We start from the raw sequence: 14,621 nt of genomic DNA on the forward strand, positions 1-14,621 counted from the left end.
AAACCTCTCCGTATTCTCTCTTAGTCTTGTTCAGAAATCAAATAGGAGTCCTATATTTGCTGAATTACTCACCTTTGTAGACTTTGCAGAAAAATTTACCATTGGTTTTGTAGAAATTAATTTTCCCCCAGATGCAGAAATATTAGTTGAGGCGCTAAAGACAAATCCTGAGTGTCGAGATATTCAGTTTGTTACTCTGAATTTTTATGATGCAAATTTACGATTTCTCCGGGATGAAATTATCAAAATATTACCAACAATTGAAGCCGAGCGGAGTCGAGGCTTCAACAAAAAATTAGTCTTGATTGTACTAGGTTTAGAAAAATCTATTGGCGTTTATGGAGACTATCCGCCAGTTTTACAAGACCTCAACTTTGTCCGAGATGCTTATAAAAGAACTGTTCGTCATCCGATTCTATTTATTCTGCCAGATTATGCCCTGACTCGGTTAGCCAAATTTGCTCCCGATTTTTGGGCTTGGCAATCGGGAATGTTTCGGTTTAAAACCCCTCAAGTTACCAAAGATTATGCGATTAATGAGGCTCAAAATCCTGAGAGAATTATAGACAGATTAGAACCACCAGAAAAGCAAGAGCGGATCGATTTATTACATCGCCTGCTAATGGAATATAAACCTACTGGACATCATCCGACAGGAGAAAACCTCCGTAACTGTAGTAATATTTTGCACCAGCTAGGAGTTGCTTATCTGAGTAAGAGAGAACCTACCGAAGCTAGAAAATATTTAGAAGATGCCATAAAAATAGCTAATGAGTTTCAAGATTCCACCTTTCATGCTGAAGTCGTCAACACATTAGGAGATTCTTATTCTCAGCAAAGGGAATTTGATACAGCGATCGCTTATTATCAAAAATCTTTAAGTATTTCACAACAACTTCAGAATCCTCGCGGCGAAACTGCTGCTTTGTTTAAACTGGGGAATGCTTATCTAAACTTGAGACAATTTACACAAGCGACAACTTTCTATCAACAGTGTCTAGAAATTGAACAACAACTAGGCAATCACTATTCTTCTGCTAACAAATACCACAACTTGGGAATAGTTGCCCAAAATTTGCGGGAGTTTGAGGAGGCGCGGCACAATTATCAACAAGCTTTGGCAATCTTCATCGAATTTGGCGAGCGCTATTCTCAAGCACTCACCTACCACCAGTTGGGATATGTTGCCCAAGATTTGCGGGAATTTGAGGAGGCGCGGCGCAATTACCAACAAGCTTTGGCTATCTTCATCGAATATGGCGATCGCTATTCTTCTGCCAGCACCTACCACCAGTTGGGAACAATTGCCCAAGATTTGCGGGAATTTGAGGAGGCGCGGTGTAATTACCAACAAGCTTTGGCTATCAAAATCGAATATGGCGATCGCTATTCTTCTGCCAGCACCTACCACGGTTTAGGAACGCTTGCAGAAACAGAACAAAATTACGCAGAGGCGAGGGTTAATTTGCAGACAGCGTTGGAGATATATGTTGAGTATAAGGAAGAATATTGGGGAGCGATCGCACGGAAGGCGTTAGAGAGATTACCAGAGTGATGAGAAGGCGATCGCTTGTTTAAAGCGCTTCCCATTCATCTCTACTAACTTGAGCTTGTTTTAAAATTTTTGCCAGTAAGCTTTTGCTGATATCTCCTTCGTGGGGGTTAGGAATGATTAATCTCAGTTCATCTTTAACCATAAATTGATGTTTTGTACCTGAGTAAGGGCCTTCAAAAGCAAGTTTTTTCAGGTAATAAATTAAATCCCTGCGATTAATCGGCCCAAAGTTTGGCATTAAGCCGCATCCTTTTTCAAAGCAAGAGAGATTCCGTCTAATTCCGGTAAATTATGCCCTAACTGTAGTCCGAAAAGAATCCACTCTTCTAAAGACTGTTTTAACTCTTCTCTGCAAGCTTCCAGTGTAGACGCATTCGCATATAACCCTTGCAATTCAGGTACTTCTGCATAAAAAGTACCATCTTCTAAAATTTCATAGTTTGCTCTGTGCAAAGCTGCTTGAATATACTCTGTCAGCATTTGGAGATTTTCTACAAAACTGCCTATTATGACTAAATTGTAAGCTAAAAATCAAAGTTTAGATTGGCGATCGCTATTCCCAAGCATTCACCTACCACAGTTTAGGAACACTTGCAGAAGCAGAAGAAAACTACGCAGAGGCGAGGGTTCATTTGCAGACAGCGTTGGAGATATATGTTGAGTATAAGGATGAATATTGGGGGGCGATCGCACGGGAGGCGTTAGAGGGATTACCAGAGTCATGGGGTGATGGCATTTAACAGGGGCGCAACCAGATCACACTCATTAAGCAGGCATAGCAAGTCGATACAATTGCATTGTCAGTCAATACAATCGCATTGTCAGTCAATACAATCGCATTGTCAGTCAATACAATCGCATTGTCAGTCGATACAATCGCATTGTTAGTCAATACAATCGCATTGTTAGTCAATACAATCGCATTGTCAGTCGATACAATCGCATTGTCAGTCGATACAATCAAATTGCAAGAGGTTACTAGGACTTACGCACTTGTACAGTGACTCTTTATTTGTCGCTGTGCCCTGCTTTGTGTCATCAAGGGTGTGAAGGCTGGAATCTCTAGCATTCAAACTAGAATCAGCACAGAAAACTTACAGGCTGCATCAACACAAATTGTTGCAAGCCTAAAGGGGGTAAGGCCAAACTTGATGACACGAATTTGTTTCGACGCCATTTAATTTGTCACTGTACAAAAGCCTGTACGTTTTTCGGACGACAACCTCTTGGGAAATTGTGATGATCAAAACCTTTATTGGAAGCTGCCATTGCGGCGCAGTTCGATTTGAAGCCGACATTGACCTGAGCTTGGGTACAAACAAATGTAACTGCTCGATCTGCACAAAAACGCGGAATTGGAACGCAATCATCAAGCCCAACGCATTCCGATTGCTATCCGGCGAGGGCGATTTGAGCGACTACCAGTTTAATCTAAAAGTTGGACATCATCTCTTTTGCAAGCACTGCGGCGTGCGATCGTTTGCTCGTGGGTACGTTGAAGAGATTGGCGGTGACTACGTTTCAGTCCAATTGGCTGCCCTCGACAACGCCGATCTAACGGAACTCATTGAAGCGCCCATTCGATTTGCTGATGGCCGTAACAACAACTGGGATGCGCCTCCAGCCGAGACAAGGCACTTATAGAAGCGTAGACGCCGCTTTCACGGCAGTCCAATACAGACCTAACCCCCAACCCCTTCTCTACAAGGGAAGGGGAATAAGATTCAAAGCCTCTCTCCTTTTAGGAGAGAGGTTTGGAGAGAGGTCAGATATACTATACACAACGCATCCAGGGCAATGATTTGCAAGGTAGCACATCAGTTTCCTGGCGCTAGAGTTCCAGAATTGCCAACGGGTGCTTCGGTGTATTCGCAAAAAATATTCAAGCCAATTTTGAGGATATATAAAACAATAACAGTTGCGATCGCTGGATCAATTGGCAAACCGTGTGCCGTCGCTACACCAACAAGGGAGATAATCAACCCTGTTAGCAAGGGCGAACTCCCTGGATTTTTCGTGTAATCTTTAAGTTGACCGCGAAAACCTTCATCGCCACAGAGTTCCTCACGCAATACCTTTAGTGTTACTTGCCAAAGTGATTTACTTTGCTGCATCAACGGTTGCCCATTTTTCTCAATCCATAAATCCGCAAAAGCGGTTTCAACTTTGCCATTATGTTTTTCCAAGTGATTCAATGCGTGTTGTGCAGGGTCGTAATCTTGTAAAATCTCCCGTGCAACATTCATTTCTGTATGACTTAATTGAGTAGCCATCATTTATCCTCATTTTTTAGTTTGTCATTAGTCATTAGTCATTGGTCATGGTTATTACCTTTGTCCCCTTGTCCCCTTGTCTCCTACTCCCCACTCCCCACTCCCCATTTTCCGCAAGAGTTCAAACTACGTCAAAATTTAAATAAACGCGATCGCACTTACCAACAATGCAAATTACCCAAAGTCTCCATACAGCAATTCTTGTCACTGACTTAGAACGCTCCGAACACTTTTATGGCAAAGTATTAGGATTATCCAAAATAGATCGTTCCTTAAACTACGCTGGTGCATGGTATCAAGTCGGCGACTATCAAATTCACTTGATAGTCGCAACCACTGTCCCCACCGAAAACCCCAACGAAAAATGGGGACGTAATCCCCACGTCGCCTTCTCAGTAACTGACTTAGATGCCGCTAAACAGCAATTCCTCAATCATAATTATCCCATTCAAGCCAGCGCTTCTGGTCGCGCAGCTCTGTTCACTCAAGATCCTGATGGGAATATTATCGAGTTGAGTCAGCAATGAGAGGGAGTGGGGAGTGGGGAGTGGGGGACAAGGGGGACAAGGGGGACAAGGGGGAATTATTGAAAAAGTCTCTACCTTGTTTTGTCCCAATGACAAATGACCAATGACAAATGACAATGCCCAATGCCCAATGCCCAATGCCCAATGCCCAATGCCCAATGACTAATAACTAATGAAAATCATTGCCTACTCTTATACTAATCCGCTATTAGAATCTTCTCCCGATCAAGCCGATTGGGGATGGGAGGTGGATCGGGTTTATGAAGATTTGGGTAAGCAAGAGTCTTCTGGACACGCTACGCGAGAGTCCTTTGGACACGCTACGCGAACGCAATTACAACAATTATTTACCGATTGCCAAACTGAAAAGGCAGATTATCTGTTGATTCGTCGGTTGGAAGAATTAGGAGATACTGTAGAGGAAATTAGCGATCGCTTACATAAACTCGAAGCAATGGGAGTAGCGATAATTGCTACTGAACAGCCCTACACTTCCGAAAATTACCCTCTGGGCGCTGACTTACTGAATTTGCTATACGCAATCCAACGTCAGCAACGTAGTCGTCGCATCCGTCAAGGACACGCCCGTAATCGTCTCGATGTTGCACCGCCACCCGGCAAAGTTCCTTACGGCTATCGCAGAGGTAAGGGAAAATATACTATAGACCGCAGTACTTCACCAGTAGTCAAAGATTTTTTTGAACACTTTTTACTCTATGGTTCCCTGCGGGGTTCAGTTCGTTACTTGACGAAAAAATACGGCAAAAAAATCTCTGTCACCACAGGAAGACGCTGGCTGACTAATCCAGTTTATCGCGGTAATACAGCTTACCAAAATGGTGAAATTATCTCCAATACCCATATTCCAATAATTTCTAAGGAAGAAGCAGCCCAAGTTGACCGACTTTTACGCCGTAACAGCCGTTTACCATCCCGAACAGCTAGTGCGCCGCGTTCTTTAGCTGGGTTGGTTGTCTGTGCTGAGTGTCAGTCACACATGACAGTTACTCGTGTCACCCAACGCAATCAAGATAAGGAGTATCTTTATTTACGTTCTACTAGCTGTCCTCAACGCCCCAAGTGTAAGGCTATTCCCTACCAAGAGGTTTTAGAACATACAATTGAAACCGTTTGCCGTGACTTACCCTTAGCTGTAGCAGGGATGAATTTTCCTCAGTTGGATGCAGTCAAGAATAGTTTAGGGCAAGCGATCGCACGTCAGCAAGAAATACTTGCTCAGTTACCCGCTTTAATTGAAACTGGAATTTTAGATGCCGAAACAGCAAAGTTAAGGGCTTACAAACTCCGCACAGAAATTTCTGCACTCGAAGCAAAGTTGGCGACTCTTCCCCCAGTTAACTTGCGTTCTGTTGCTCAAGCTGTTTCTATTCCCCAATTTTGGTTAGATTTGTCGGAAACAGAGCGACGATTTTACTTTCGAGAATTCATCAGGCAAATTGAGATTACTCTTCAGAATAAAGAATTAAAACTAGAAGTTATTTTTATTTTTTAAGCCTTTTTTGCCGAGTATCGACTCCAACCAACAGATTTCAATCTGGGGTATAGCAATGTAAAAGCCAGTCACCAGCTGTTGTTTCGGTTGTACGGTAGTCAGCCCAATTTGGTCTGTAGGTGAGAACAGCAATGTTCCCTAGCACAGATGTGGTTCAAATAAATGAAAACTGCTGTAAAACTCTATTTCTGAGAAGGTTGATCCTTAGTATACGTAACAGGTTTTGGCCCTGCATTCCGCACATTGATAAGTTTATTAAGGATATCAAACCAAAAAGGCGCACCCATAGCAACAGCTAAACCACTCAGTATCCAACCGCAAATTAATTTAAAACCCTGCCAAATACTGATGTAAACACTATTCGGGTATTTAGGATCTAATCGCTCAAACTGTTGATTGATGTTTTGCCATCCAATGGGTACAGAAGCATCTCCTAAAACTTGTTCAATTTCCCTTCTGGTGTCTCGATTTGTGAGAAAATCTTCTTTTTGATTTGCCCTTTGAGTAATGGCAGAGCGGATAACCGAATCCTGCGACAGTCTTTTAACGAGGTGAAGTGTATCAGTATTGGTTAATACTGCAACTAATATTCCAATTAAAATTGCAACTCCTTTGGCATTGCGCTTATAAACACCACTGGCTCGATCCATAGAGCGATCAAACCATGTTTCAACTTCATTTTTAAACTGATTCGCTTCTTCTGTGAGGTCATCAATTTTTATCCGACTACGTTGACCAATAATCCCAAGACTCGTAATTAAATTATTAGGTACACAATCAGGTAAATCATTATTAACAAAGTCTATAAACTTTTGGTCAATATCTCCATAAACTTGTTTAATTTTTTTGTAACTTTCACTATTGGGATCATTAATTCCTGTTTTAAGTTCCTTATAAGATGCTAAAATCATGTACAAGTTAGTTTTTAATTCATCACTAGGATGTTTCACATAAGTAATTAACTGGGGAATTTTCAAGGCATTTAATAAGCTACTTGCAAATGTTTCTGAAGGAAGATAGGAAGGGGCGCTTTGTTTGTTCCCTAATGCTTTTTTGGTTTTTTTGTCACTATTTTTAGCATTCTCCCGTAACAGATATTCTACTTTTCCCTTGGCTTGTTGATTTAAAGTATTAATTAAAGGATCTTGATAAAGCTCCTGCACTAACTCTTGTGCCTTCTCAAACTCTGATTTTTCAGTTTCGCTACCACCTGCTAAAAGTAATTCTATTGAATATTTTAAATGTTTAGCTCTCCATTGTAAAAATGTGGCAATAAGTTCCTGAATTTCGGAAGCTATTAAGCTCAAAATCAAGTAAATAAAAACTAAGCCAATAGTAATATCCACAACTACAGGTAAATTCATTGATAGGCTCCCATAATTTCTTAGCTATTTTTTATGATTGTCAAGTGCTTGTAGATAAAATTATAACAGAAAGATTCAAATTAAATAGTCGCTTAATTAAAATTAAAATTTGCTTATTAGATAATCTTATTCAATGATTATATTGACTTTAATTATTTATAATTAGTGGTTTTTTAAAAGCTAAATAACTATGTATTATTAAAATCAAAATTCACACAGATGACAAATAATTTTTTTAGGTGTTCAGCACACAATTAGAACTTTGTAGCAATTATTTCCTAGTTTTCGCAATTTAGCCAGATGAAAACTAAGTAGATAAAATTTCAACTAAGCGTCACATTAAAAATAAAATACAAGTTCATTTACGGATGAATCAGCAGGTAATAAATAATTTATTGGCTGTATTATTTTTATCATCTATCCGCATAAATGTTCTTTAAATAACTAAGATAAATTTTTCAAAAAGTAGCGCTAATTAGAGAAAGTTGAGTTAATCTTGGAAACTAGCAATTGTTAAGAATATACGTTGCTACTGGGTGGCAACATTGGAGATTCGCTCTGGTCTCTATGTAATCAAACCAGCAAGTAAAATGATTACCAGAGAATATGCAAGAAGGAAGCTTTATTTGGAGTCATCTAGAAAAACAGCATCGCACGGTTGGCAAATGGATTGATTGGGTATGGCTAATAGTGTTGCTGTTGGCAGCAGTGTTACTGTTTAGCATCAATCTAGGAGGATTGCCGCTGCGAGATTGGGATGAAGGTACTGTGGCACAGGTTGCTCGTGAAATTTGGCACGCACCAGCAGGTTCAATGCGTTGGCTTTACCCAACACTAGGAGGCGAACCATATCATGACAAGCCGCCTTTGATGCATTTGCTAATTGCTTGGGCTTATTCTCTAGGAGGTGAAAATGAGTGGACAACACGCCTACCGGGAGCAATTTTAACAGCAACATCTGTACCTTTACTGTATTGCATTGCTCGTGAGATATTTCGCCAGCGTTGGGCTGCTATTTATAGCGCCTTGATTTACCTAACAATGCTACCTGTGGTGCGTCATGGGCGGTTAGCAATGTTAGATGGGGCGATGGTAAGTTTTTTGATGGTGATGATGTTGTGCGTGTTGCGATCGCGCCGAGATTTACGTTACTGTCTTGGTGTTGGCGTTAGTTTTGGGTTGATTTGCTTAACTCAAGGACTGCTAGGTGTATTATTAGGTGCGATCGCGATCGTATTTCTATTTTGGGATACGCCACGACTACTCACCTGTTACTATCTGTGGATAGCAATATTAATTGGTATTCTCCCTGTAGCTGGTTGGTATATTGCTCAACTAATTCACTATGGTTATATTTTCGCCCAAATTGGCCTTGCAAACCCATCAGCAAGTCGAATTAGCTCTGTTGTAGAGGGGAATTCTCAACCACCTTGGTACTATGTAATTGAACTTCTTAAGTACACATGGCCGTGGTTATTATTCTTACCGCAAACTGTCCGCTTAACCTGGGAAAATCGCAATCTTAGCTGGGCAAAACTAGTATTGGCGTGGAGTGGTGTTTATCTACTGGTAATTTCCTTCATGATTACCAAAGTTCCCTGGTATTTATTTCCAATTTACCCTAGTTTAGCCTTAGCTTTTGGTATCCAGTTATCAGAAACCGAAAATTCACCTTTACTCTCATCCTATCCCCGTGCTTGGGTGGCTGGTTTGGCGATACTTGCGATAGTCGCTTCTGCTGGTAGCATTTATTTCAGTTGGGGTACAACACCGAAAACAGACTTACAACTGATTTTTGCAGCAGTAGCTTTAACTATGACTTTAGCAGCTATTTTGGCAGAACGAGGCGACGGGCAATTTCTGAAGATTTTGTTTTGGGGAAGTTATATTTCGCTGTTGCTGTTAATGAAATCTAATTACTGGGTTTGGGAATTATCGGAAGCCTATCCAGTTAAACCAGTCGCCGCCATGATTGTGCGGGCAAATCCAGCTACGAGAAAGATTTACACATCTTTTCCCTACCATCGTCCCTCGTTGGATTATTATAGCGATCGCACGATCATTCCCGCTTCTGTTGGTGAACTGCAATATTATTGGCACTACAACGGCCAACCCTACTTTCTACTTCATGCATCTGCTTTCAACAATCTTCAACTAGAGTCAATGAAGCTAGTTGACCAAGCTGAAGGCTGGAAATTAGTTACAAAAGATACTAATCGATTGTAAATTTGGGGCATTGGGCAATTCAATTTTGGATTTTGAATTTTAGATTTTGGATTAAATTTCAATCTAAAATCTAAAATCTAAAATTCTTACCTTTCACTCCCTTCTTCCTCATCTCCCCTACCTCCCATTACCTCATTCCCAGTCTCCGACTGGGAATGCCTATTTTGAGGCTCTGCCTCTAATTACCTCTAATTATTTAAAAAATTTTTGAGTACAAAAATCAGAAATTATGTTTTCGTTGTAAAACACTAGTTTTAAATACTTTTATAAAATACCCATAAGTATCTAACTGCACATATTGACTATGATAAATAATTTCACTAACTGGCAACCTGTGAGCGCGTAACTTATGACTATTAAAGATTCTAAGGATAATGTTCTAGCGAGTAAATAAATAATTGGAGATTCGGCAAATAAAATAGTGAGATGTATGTTATGGTTTTTATAGGAATCAAAAAAGAAAAAGCAGAAAAAGACTTCAAGACAAGTTTGAGGCAAGCTCAAAAAAGTTTTTTTGCTCTGGTAAGTCCACTTCAATTAGCTACATCTGTTTGTCACGAAAATCTAAAACTAGATTGAGTAGGATAGTAGCCTTTGTAACAACTTGAAGTCAATCGAAATTTATCTGGGTATGAGCCAATAAGAGTTGGCTAACCTAGCTAGAGCATTACCCCCAAAGGCAATTACTCTTGGAGTCTGGGAAGAAAGACTCTTAGTACAGCCTGACAAATCCATAGAAATCCAGAATATTTACTAACTTAAGTCCAAGCGGGAGCAAACATTTTCAACCGCGAACTAAGTTGAAGCAGTTGCTGACTTTTGGAATGAAAACTTCAAGCAGAATGGTGTCGTTCCACAATTTCCTGGAATTTAACCATACTGTTAAAAGTCACCAAGATACTAGTCTAAGCCAGAGTGTTAGGGATTGCCCGTGCAGACATTATATATAGTACTGCACCTGTAGCTATCACTTTTGGGCTGGAATTTATCCTGCTGCATCAATCACAAAACGAGAAGCGCTATAGAAGTTCTTGGCGACTTGACATCTGCAAAATCAGAAAAGTTGTAGCGACCATTTAAGAGTGGATTGCAATTTGGTTGGTTGTGTGGTTTAGGGAATAAATCTGCGTTGATTTTAATTCCTGCTGTAACCACTCTTGAGGCTTGAGCAACCATTTGGGATTTTGTTACAACAACTGACAATGCTGAAGTCATAGTTTCAAAGGCTTCGTTATTAGGAAATAGAGATTTCTCTATCCCTTAAGCCATCGCTTTGTGGGTAAATATATTCTGATTTTAACTGTTTTTGCCAGGGTGCGATGTTTAGCGACTGCTACACGTCAACGCCAACAGGCTCTACTTCCCAACGGCACCAAGGGTGAATATATCACATTTAGCTTCCGACCTATCAACTAAATCATTCTAGGAAAACACAACCATGACTGACCCAAAGATTAGACAAATAGCTTTCTATGGTAAAGGCGGTATTGGTAAATCTACCACTTCTCAAAACACCCTAGCAGCAATGGCTGAAATGGGTAAACGCATTCTTATTGTCGGTTGCGACCCCAAAGCTGACTCTACCCGTTTGATGCTACATAGCAAGGCTCAAACAACCGTTCTTCACCTCGCTGCTGAACGTGGCGCAGTAGAAGATATAGAACTCCATGAAGTGATGCTTAAGGGTTTCCGTGACGTTCTTTGCGTAGAATCTGGTGGTCCAGAACCCGGTGTAGGTTGTGCAGGTCGTGGTATCATTACCGCCATCAACTTCTTGGAAGAAAACGGTGCTTACCAAGACCTAGACTTTGTATCTTACGACGTATTAGGTGACGTTGTGTGTGGTGGTTTTGCTATGCCTATTCGTGAAGGTAAAGCACAAGAAATCTACATCGTCACATCGGGTGAAATGATGGCCATGTACGCTGCTAACAACATTGCTCGTGGTGTTCTTAAGTATGCTCACACTGGTGGCGTGCGCTTGGGTGGTTTGATTTGTAATAGCCGTAACACTGACCGGGAAATCGACCTAATCGAAACCCTGGCAAAACGCTTGAACACCCAAATGATTCACTACGTACCTCGTGACAACATTGTACAACACGCAGAATTGCGCCGTATGACTGTTAACGAGTACGCACCTGACAGTAATCAAGCTAACGAATATCGGACATTGGCTCAAAAAATCGTTGACAACAAGAACCTCACCATCCCCACCCCCATTGAGATGGAAGAGTTAGAAGAGTTGTTGATTGAATTCGGTATCCTGGAAAGCGACGAAAATACTGCAATGCTGGTTGGCAAAACTGCTACTGAAGCAGCAGTATAAAGTATTGCTAACTAAATAATGGTTTAGGGTGGGCAACAGTCCACCCTTTTCCCAATTTTTGCGGGCGATATAGCGGTTCTCGAATGAAAGCAATAGACTTTGACCTGAATGGCACTAAGAAAAGCCCAAAGGCTTGTGTCGCCTCCTTAAGAGCCTCCAGGCTGGGAATGTATTCAAGAGGCTCTGCCTCTGGTCAAGTTACTGGAGGCGGCAGCCCTCCCAGAATGGGTTAAGAGCCTAGAGGCTCTTAACCAGTAATTATGCGGACATGATATAACTTGTGTACTTTACCAACTTCAAATCTGTTGTAATAACAAAAAAATCATGATTTTAAGAAAAAAATCGTGACTTTAAGAAAAAAATCATGATTTTAAGAAAAAAATCGTGACTTTAAGAAAAAAATCGTGATTTTAAGAAAAAAATCATGATTTTAAGAAAAAAATCGTGATTTTAAGAAGAATAGTTTAGAGATAAGACGCAATGAGATGGAAAAGCGACGTTAGGGTATTTACAATCGAAAATATTCCGATAAATCTCATTTTTTTAACTTAATTGCCATAATGCACGGCCAAACTACAAAACTTAAAAAGCAATAGTAAAACTCTTGTGGGGTGGGCCGGAAAGCCCGCCCTGGTTATGCAAATTAAAAGTACATCAGTTTATAACAAAAGCAGTGTGTTAATAAAGAGGATATATATAGTCAAAGCAGGATATGGAACCTTTAACGACTGCGGCGATCGCGATCGGCTCTATAATTGCCACTAAAGCCTTAGAAAAAACTACCGAAAAGGTAACAGACACTTTATTAGATAAGACTGGCAAGTTTCTCGTCACGCTCAAAAAACAGTCTCCCCATACTGTAGTTGCTATAGAGAAAATACCAGAGCAACCACGCAATTATGTCAACGCTGTACTAGAGGTGCAATCTGCGGCTCAAGCTAATCCTGAAGTGGCTCAAGCTGCACAGGAATTAGCACAAGCAGCTAAAGCAGAACCAAATCCTAATTTTATCCAATCTATACAGCAATTAGCCGATACGCTGAAGTCGCAGCCACAACAGTCAAGTGTCATCAACAATCAGAAGTTGGCAGATGAGATTAAGAATGTCTTTCAAGGCAATACATTTAACGCCCCAGTCACCTTTAACTGACTAAGGTCGTCCGCAGGGGCGCGGACAAAGTTAACTCCCACAAAATATATTCCTTATCGCGGTTCCCTCCATTTCGTCGGGCGAGAAACGGAACTGACAATGCTACATGAAGACTTGCAGTGCAGACACTGTGTAGCAATAGCGGGAATGGGTGGCGTGGGCAAAACTGAATTAGCCACCCAATATGCGAGACGATATCAAGAACATTATGCCGGAATTGCCTGGTTTAACGACAGAGAAAGCAATCTCGCCGCCGAAGTTTTAGAGTTTTTTCGGTTGCAGTTCGGTTTTGAGATTCCCCAAGAATTAGAAGGAAGACTTTTAAGCCTTAAAGAACAAGTCGCCTGGTGTTGGTCTAAATATCCTAACTCTCCCTTGCCGATTTTAATCATCTTCGATGACGTAACTAACCTAGCTAACCTCCGCGAAGCCGTTCCTAAGGATAACCGGTTCCAAGTCTTAGTTACTACTCGACTGCGGGATTTAGACCCAAATTTTATTCAAGAGATTCCTTTAGATGTTCTCTCGCCCCAAAAAGAACCAGGCAAAGCTTTAGAACTGTTAAAACGATTGTTGAGGGAAAGAGATAGGCGAATTGAAAACCAACCACAAGCCGCAAGTGCAATATGTGAATGTCTAGAATATTTGCCCTTGGGGATAGAGTTAGTAGGAGCTTATTTGGTAGGCGACCCGGAAATATCTTTAGATATGATGTTTGGGCGATTGCAAGAACGTAAGTTAGCAGAGGCAGCTTTACAAGACCGGGAAACTCTTAATTCTACTCAACTGGGAGTCAAAGCCGCCTTTGCTTTAACTTGGTCAGAACTTGACCCAGTGGCGCAACAACTAGGAAGATTTTTGAGTTTATTTTCTCCTGCACTGATTCTTTGGGATTTGGTTATTTGGGTGGCGACAGGGGGAGGGGAAGCAGAAAATGATCAAAAAAGACAGCTAACGTGGTCAGAAGAAGAATTAAACGAAGCTAAAAAGCAACTTTATGGGCGCAACTTGTTGCAACTCTTAGAAGAAAGAGAAGGATGTTATAAAATTCATGCTTTAGTGGGCTGGTTTTTGCAAGAGCAGTTAGCGGCGTCTGGTGAAACCAAATCAGTTTTAGAAACAACCTTTGCCACAGCCATGATAGCCAAAGCCCAAAGCCTTCCAGTTTCACCAAATTCTAAGCAGATTGAAAGCATCAAAGATGTTGTTCCCCATCTCGAAGACCTGGCACAACGTATAATTGCAGAGATCAAGCAAGCAAAAGAGGCACAGATAATTTCTCTAGCATCAATCCCCAATGATCAAGTAATTAGGGTATTTCTGGGGATAGGAAGATTTTACGAAGGACAAGGATTATATAAATTAGCAGAACCCTGGCATGAACAATGCGTAAATGTTTGCCAAGCTTTATTTGATGGCGACCATCCCCATGTGACTAGTAGCTTAAACAATTTAGCTTTACTCTACGATAGCCAAGGACGGTACAGCGAAGCCGAACCTCTCTACACCCAAACCTTGGAGATGAGAAAGCGGCTGTTTGATGGTGATCATCCCGATGTGGCTACTAGCTTAAACAATTTAGCATTCCTCTACAATAGCCAAGGGCGGTACAGCAAAGCCGAACCCCTGTACACCCAAGCCTTGGAGATGAGAAAGCGGCTGTTTGATGGCGACCATCCTTATC

13 protein-coding genes are annotated in these 14,621 nt (G+C 41.0%); 8 read left to right on the forward strand and 5 right to left on the reverse strand.

Features of this window, described 5'->3' with window-relative positions; genetic code table 11:
* Window positions 1-1,555 (forward strand): tetratricopeptide repeat protein (locus PUQ00_RS29130; RefSeq protein WP_300423124.1); only part of this gene is annotated, 1,555 nt, incomplete at its 5' end.
* A gap of 19 nt (window positions 1,556-1,574) precedes the next feature.
* On the opposite strand, the gene PUQ00_RS29135 is transcribed toward PUQ00_RS29130, so the two are convergent.
* Both PUQ00_RS29135 and PUQ00_RS29140 read right to left on the reverse strand, forming a co-directional pair.
* Entirely contained in the window at window positions 1,575-1,793 is a 219-nt protein-coding gene (locus PUQ00_RS29135; protein WP_300423126.1) for a type II toxin-antitoxin system HicA family toxin, read from the reverse strand.
* The gene (locus PUQ00_RS29140; protein ID WP_300423128.1) at window positions 1,793-2,035 is read right to left on the reverse strand and encodes a type II toxin-antitoxin system HicB family antitoxin; all 243 of its coding nucleotides are present in this window, start codon (window positions 2,033-2,035) and stop codon (window positions 1,793-1,795) included. Before PUQ00_RS29140 ends, PUQ00_RS29135 begins: the two co-directional genes overlap by 1 nt.
* Before the next feature lie 759 nt (window positions 2,036-2,794).
* On the opposite strand from PUQ00_RS29140, the gene PUQ00_RS29145 reads away from it, so the two are divergent.
* Entirely contained in the window at window positions 2,795-3,199 is a 405-nt protein-coding gene (locus tag PUQ00_RS29145) for a GFA family protein (protein WP_300423131.1), read from the forward strand.
* 173 nt (window positions 3,200-3,372) lie between these two features.
* Here the strand turns inward: PUQ00_RS29145 and PUQ00_RS29150 are convergent, their stop codons facing one another.
* Window positions 3,373-3,828: a hypothetical protein gene (locus tag PUQ00_RS29150; protein WP_300423151.1), complete on the reverse strand. Its 456-nt coding sequence runs from the start codon at window positions 3,826-3,828 to the stop codon at window positions 3,373-3,375.
* A 167-nt stretch (window positions 3,829-3,995) separates the two neighbouring features.
* Between PUQ00_RS29150 and PUQ00_RS29155 the strand changes: the two genes are divergently transcribed.
* Both PUQ00_RS29155 and PUQ00_RS29160 read left to right on the forward strand, forming a co-directional pair.
* Window positions 3,996-4,355, forward strand: coding sequence for a VOC family protein (locus tag PUQ00_RS29155; protein ID WP_298920491.1), 360 nt, complete (start codon window positions 3,996-3,998; stop codon window positions 4,353-4,355).
* Between the two features lie 172 nt (window positions 4,356-4,527).
* The gene (locus tag PUQ00_RS29160; RefSeq protein ID WP_300423134.1) at window positions 4,528-5,868 is read left to right on the forward strand and encodes a recombinase family protein; all 1,341 of its coding nucleotides are present in this window, start codon (window positions 4,528-4,530) and stop codon (window positions 5,866-5,868) included.
* A gap of 182 nt (window positions 5,869-6,050) precedes the next feature.
* On the opposite strand, the gene PUQ00_RS29165 is transcribed toward PUQ00_RS29160, so the two are convergent.
* Window positions 6,051-7,214, reverse strand: coding sequence for a hypothetical protein (locus PUQ00_RS29165; RefSeq protein ID WP_300423137.1), 1,164 nt, complete (start codon window positions 7,212-7,214; stop codon window positions 6,051-6,053).
* A gap of 624 nt (window positions 7,215-7,838) precedes the next feature.
* On the opposite strand from PUQ00_RS29165, the gene PUQ00_RS29170 reads away from it, so the two are divergent.
* Window positions 7,839-9,458, forward strand: coding sequence for a glycosyltransferase family 39 protein (locus PUQ00_RS29170; RefSeq protein WP_300423140.1), 1,620 nt, complete (start codon window positions 7,839-7,841; stop codon window positions 9,456-9,458).
* Window positions 9,459-10,460: 1,002 nt separating this feature from the next.
* Here the strand turns inward: PUQ00_RS29170 and PUQ00_RS29175 are convergent.
* Complete coding sequence (locus PUQ00_RS29175; RefSeq protein ID WP_300423142.1) at window positions 10,461-10,673, reverse strand: hypothetical protein; 213 nt, start codon at window positions 10,671-10,673, stop codon at window positions 10,461-10,463.
* A 223-nt stretch (window positions 10,674-10,896) separates the two neighbouring features.
* Here PUQ00_RS29175 and nifH point away from each other — a divergent pair, with 223 nt between their 5' ends.
* From nifH to PUQ00_RS29190, 3 genes are all read left to right on the forward strand, one after another.
* Complete coding sequence (gene nifH, locus PUQ00_RS29180) at window positions 10,897-11,787, forward strand: nitrogenase iron protein (RefSeq protein ID WP_300423145.1); 891 nt, start codon at window positions 10,897-10,899, stop codon at window positions 11,785-11,787.
* Window positions 11,788-12,499: 712 nt separating this feature from the next.
* Window positions 12,500-12,937 carry a hypothetical protein gene (locus PUQ00_RS29185; RefSeq protein WP_300423147.1) on the forward strand — a complete coding sequence of 146 codons (438 nt, stop codon included), beginning with the start codon at window positions 12,500-12,502 and terminating at the stop codon, window positions 12,935-12,937.
* A gap of 99 nt (window positions 12,938-13,036) precedes the next feature.
* On the forward strand, window positions 13,037-14,621 hold a 1,585-nt coding region (locus tag PUQ00_RS29190), incomplete at its 3' end, for a tetratricopeptide repeat protein (protein WP_300423150.1).

Origin of the sequence: Nostoc sp. S13 (assembly GCF_029379315.1) — a bacterium.
Classification (GTDB): domain Bacteria; phylum Cyanobacteriota; class Cyanobacteriia; order Cyanobacteriales; family Nostocaceae; genus Nostoc.

What these genes read in the sequence shown, in the direction of transcription:
- PUQ00_RS29135 (WP_300423126.1), bottom strand. Translation starts at nt 1,793, where the DNA reads ATGCCAAACTTTGGGCCGATTAATCGCAGGGATTTAATTTATTACCTG.
- PUQ00_RS29140 (WP_300423128.1), bottom strand. Translation starts at nt 2,035, where the DNA reads ATGCTGACAGAGTATATTCAAGCAGCTTTGCACAGAGCAAACTATGAA.
- PUQ00_RS29145 (WP_300423131.1), top strand. Translation starts at nt 2,795, where the DNA reads ATGATCAAAACCTTTATTGGAAGCTGCCATTGCGGCGCAGTTCGATTT.
- PUQ00_RS29150 (WP_300423151.1), bottom strand. Translation starts at nt 3,828, where the DNA reads ATGGCTACTCAATTAAGTCATACAGAAATGAATGTTGCACGGGAGATT.
- PUQ00_RS29155 (WP_298920491.1), top strand. Translation starts at nt 3,996, where the DNA reads ATGCAAATTACCCAAAGTCTCCATACAGCAATTCTTGTCACTGACTTA.
- PUQ00_RS29160 (WP_300423134.1), top strand. Translation starts at nt 4,528, where the DNA reads ATGAAAATCATTGCCTACTCTTATACTAATCCGCTATTAGAATCTTCT.
- PUQ00_RS29170 (WP_300423140.1), top strand. Translation starts at nt 7,839, where the DNA reads ATGCAAGAAGGAAGCTTTATTTGGAGTCATCTAGAAAAACAGCATCGC.
- PUQ00_RS29175 (WP_300423142.1), bottom strand. Translation starts at nt 10,673, where the DNA reads ATGACTTCAGCATTGTCAGTTGTTGTAACAAAATCCCAAATGGTTGCT.
- nifH (WP_300423145.1), top strand. Translation starts at nt 10,897, where the DNA reads ATGACTGACCCAAAGATTAGACAAATAGCTTTCTATGGTAAAGGCGGT.
- PUQ00_RS29185 (WP_300423147.1), top strand. Translation starts at nt 12,500, where the DNA reads ATGGAACCTTTAACGACTGCGGCGATCGCGATCGGCTCTATAATTGCC.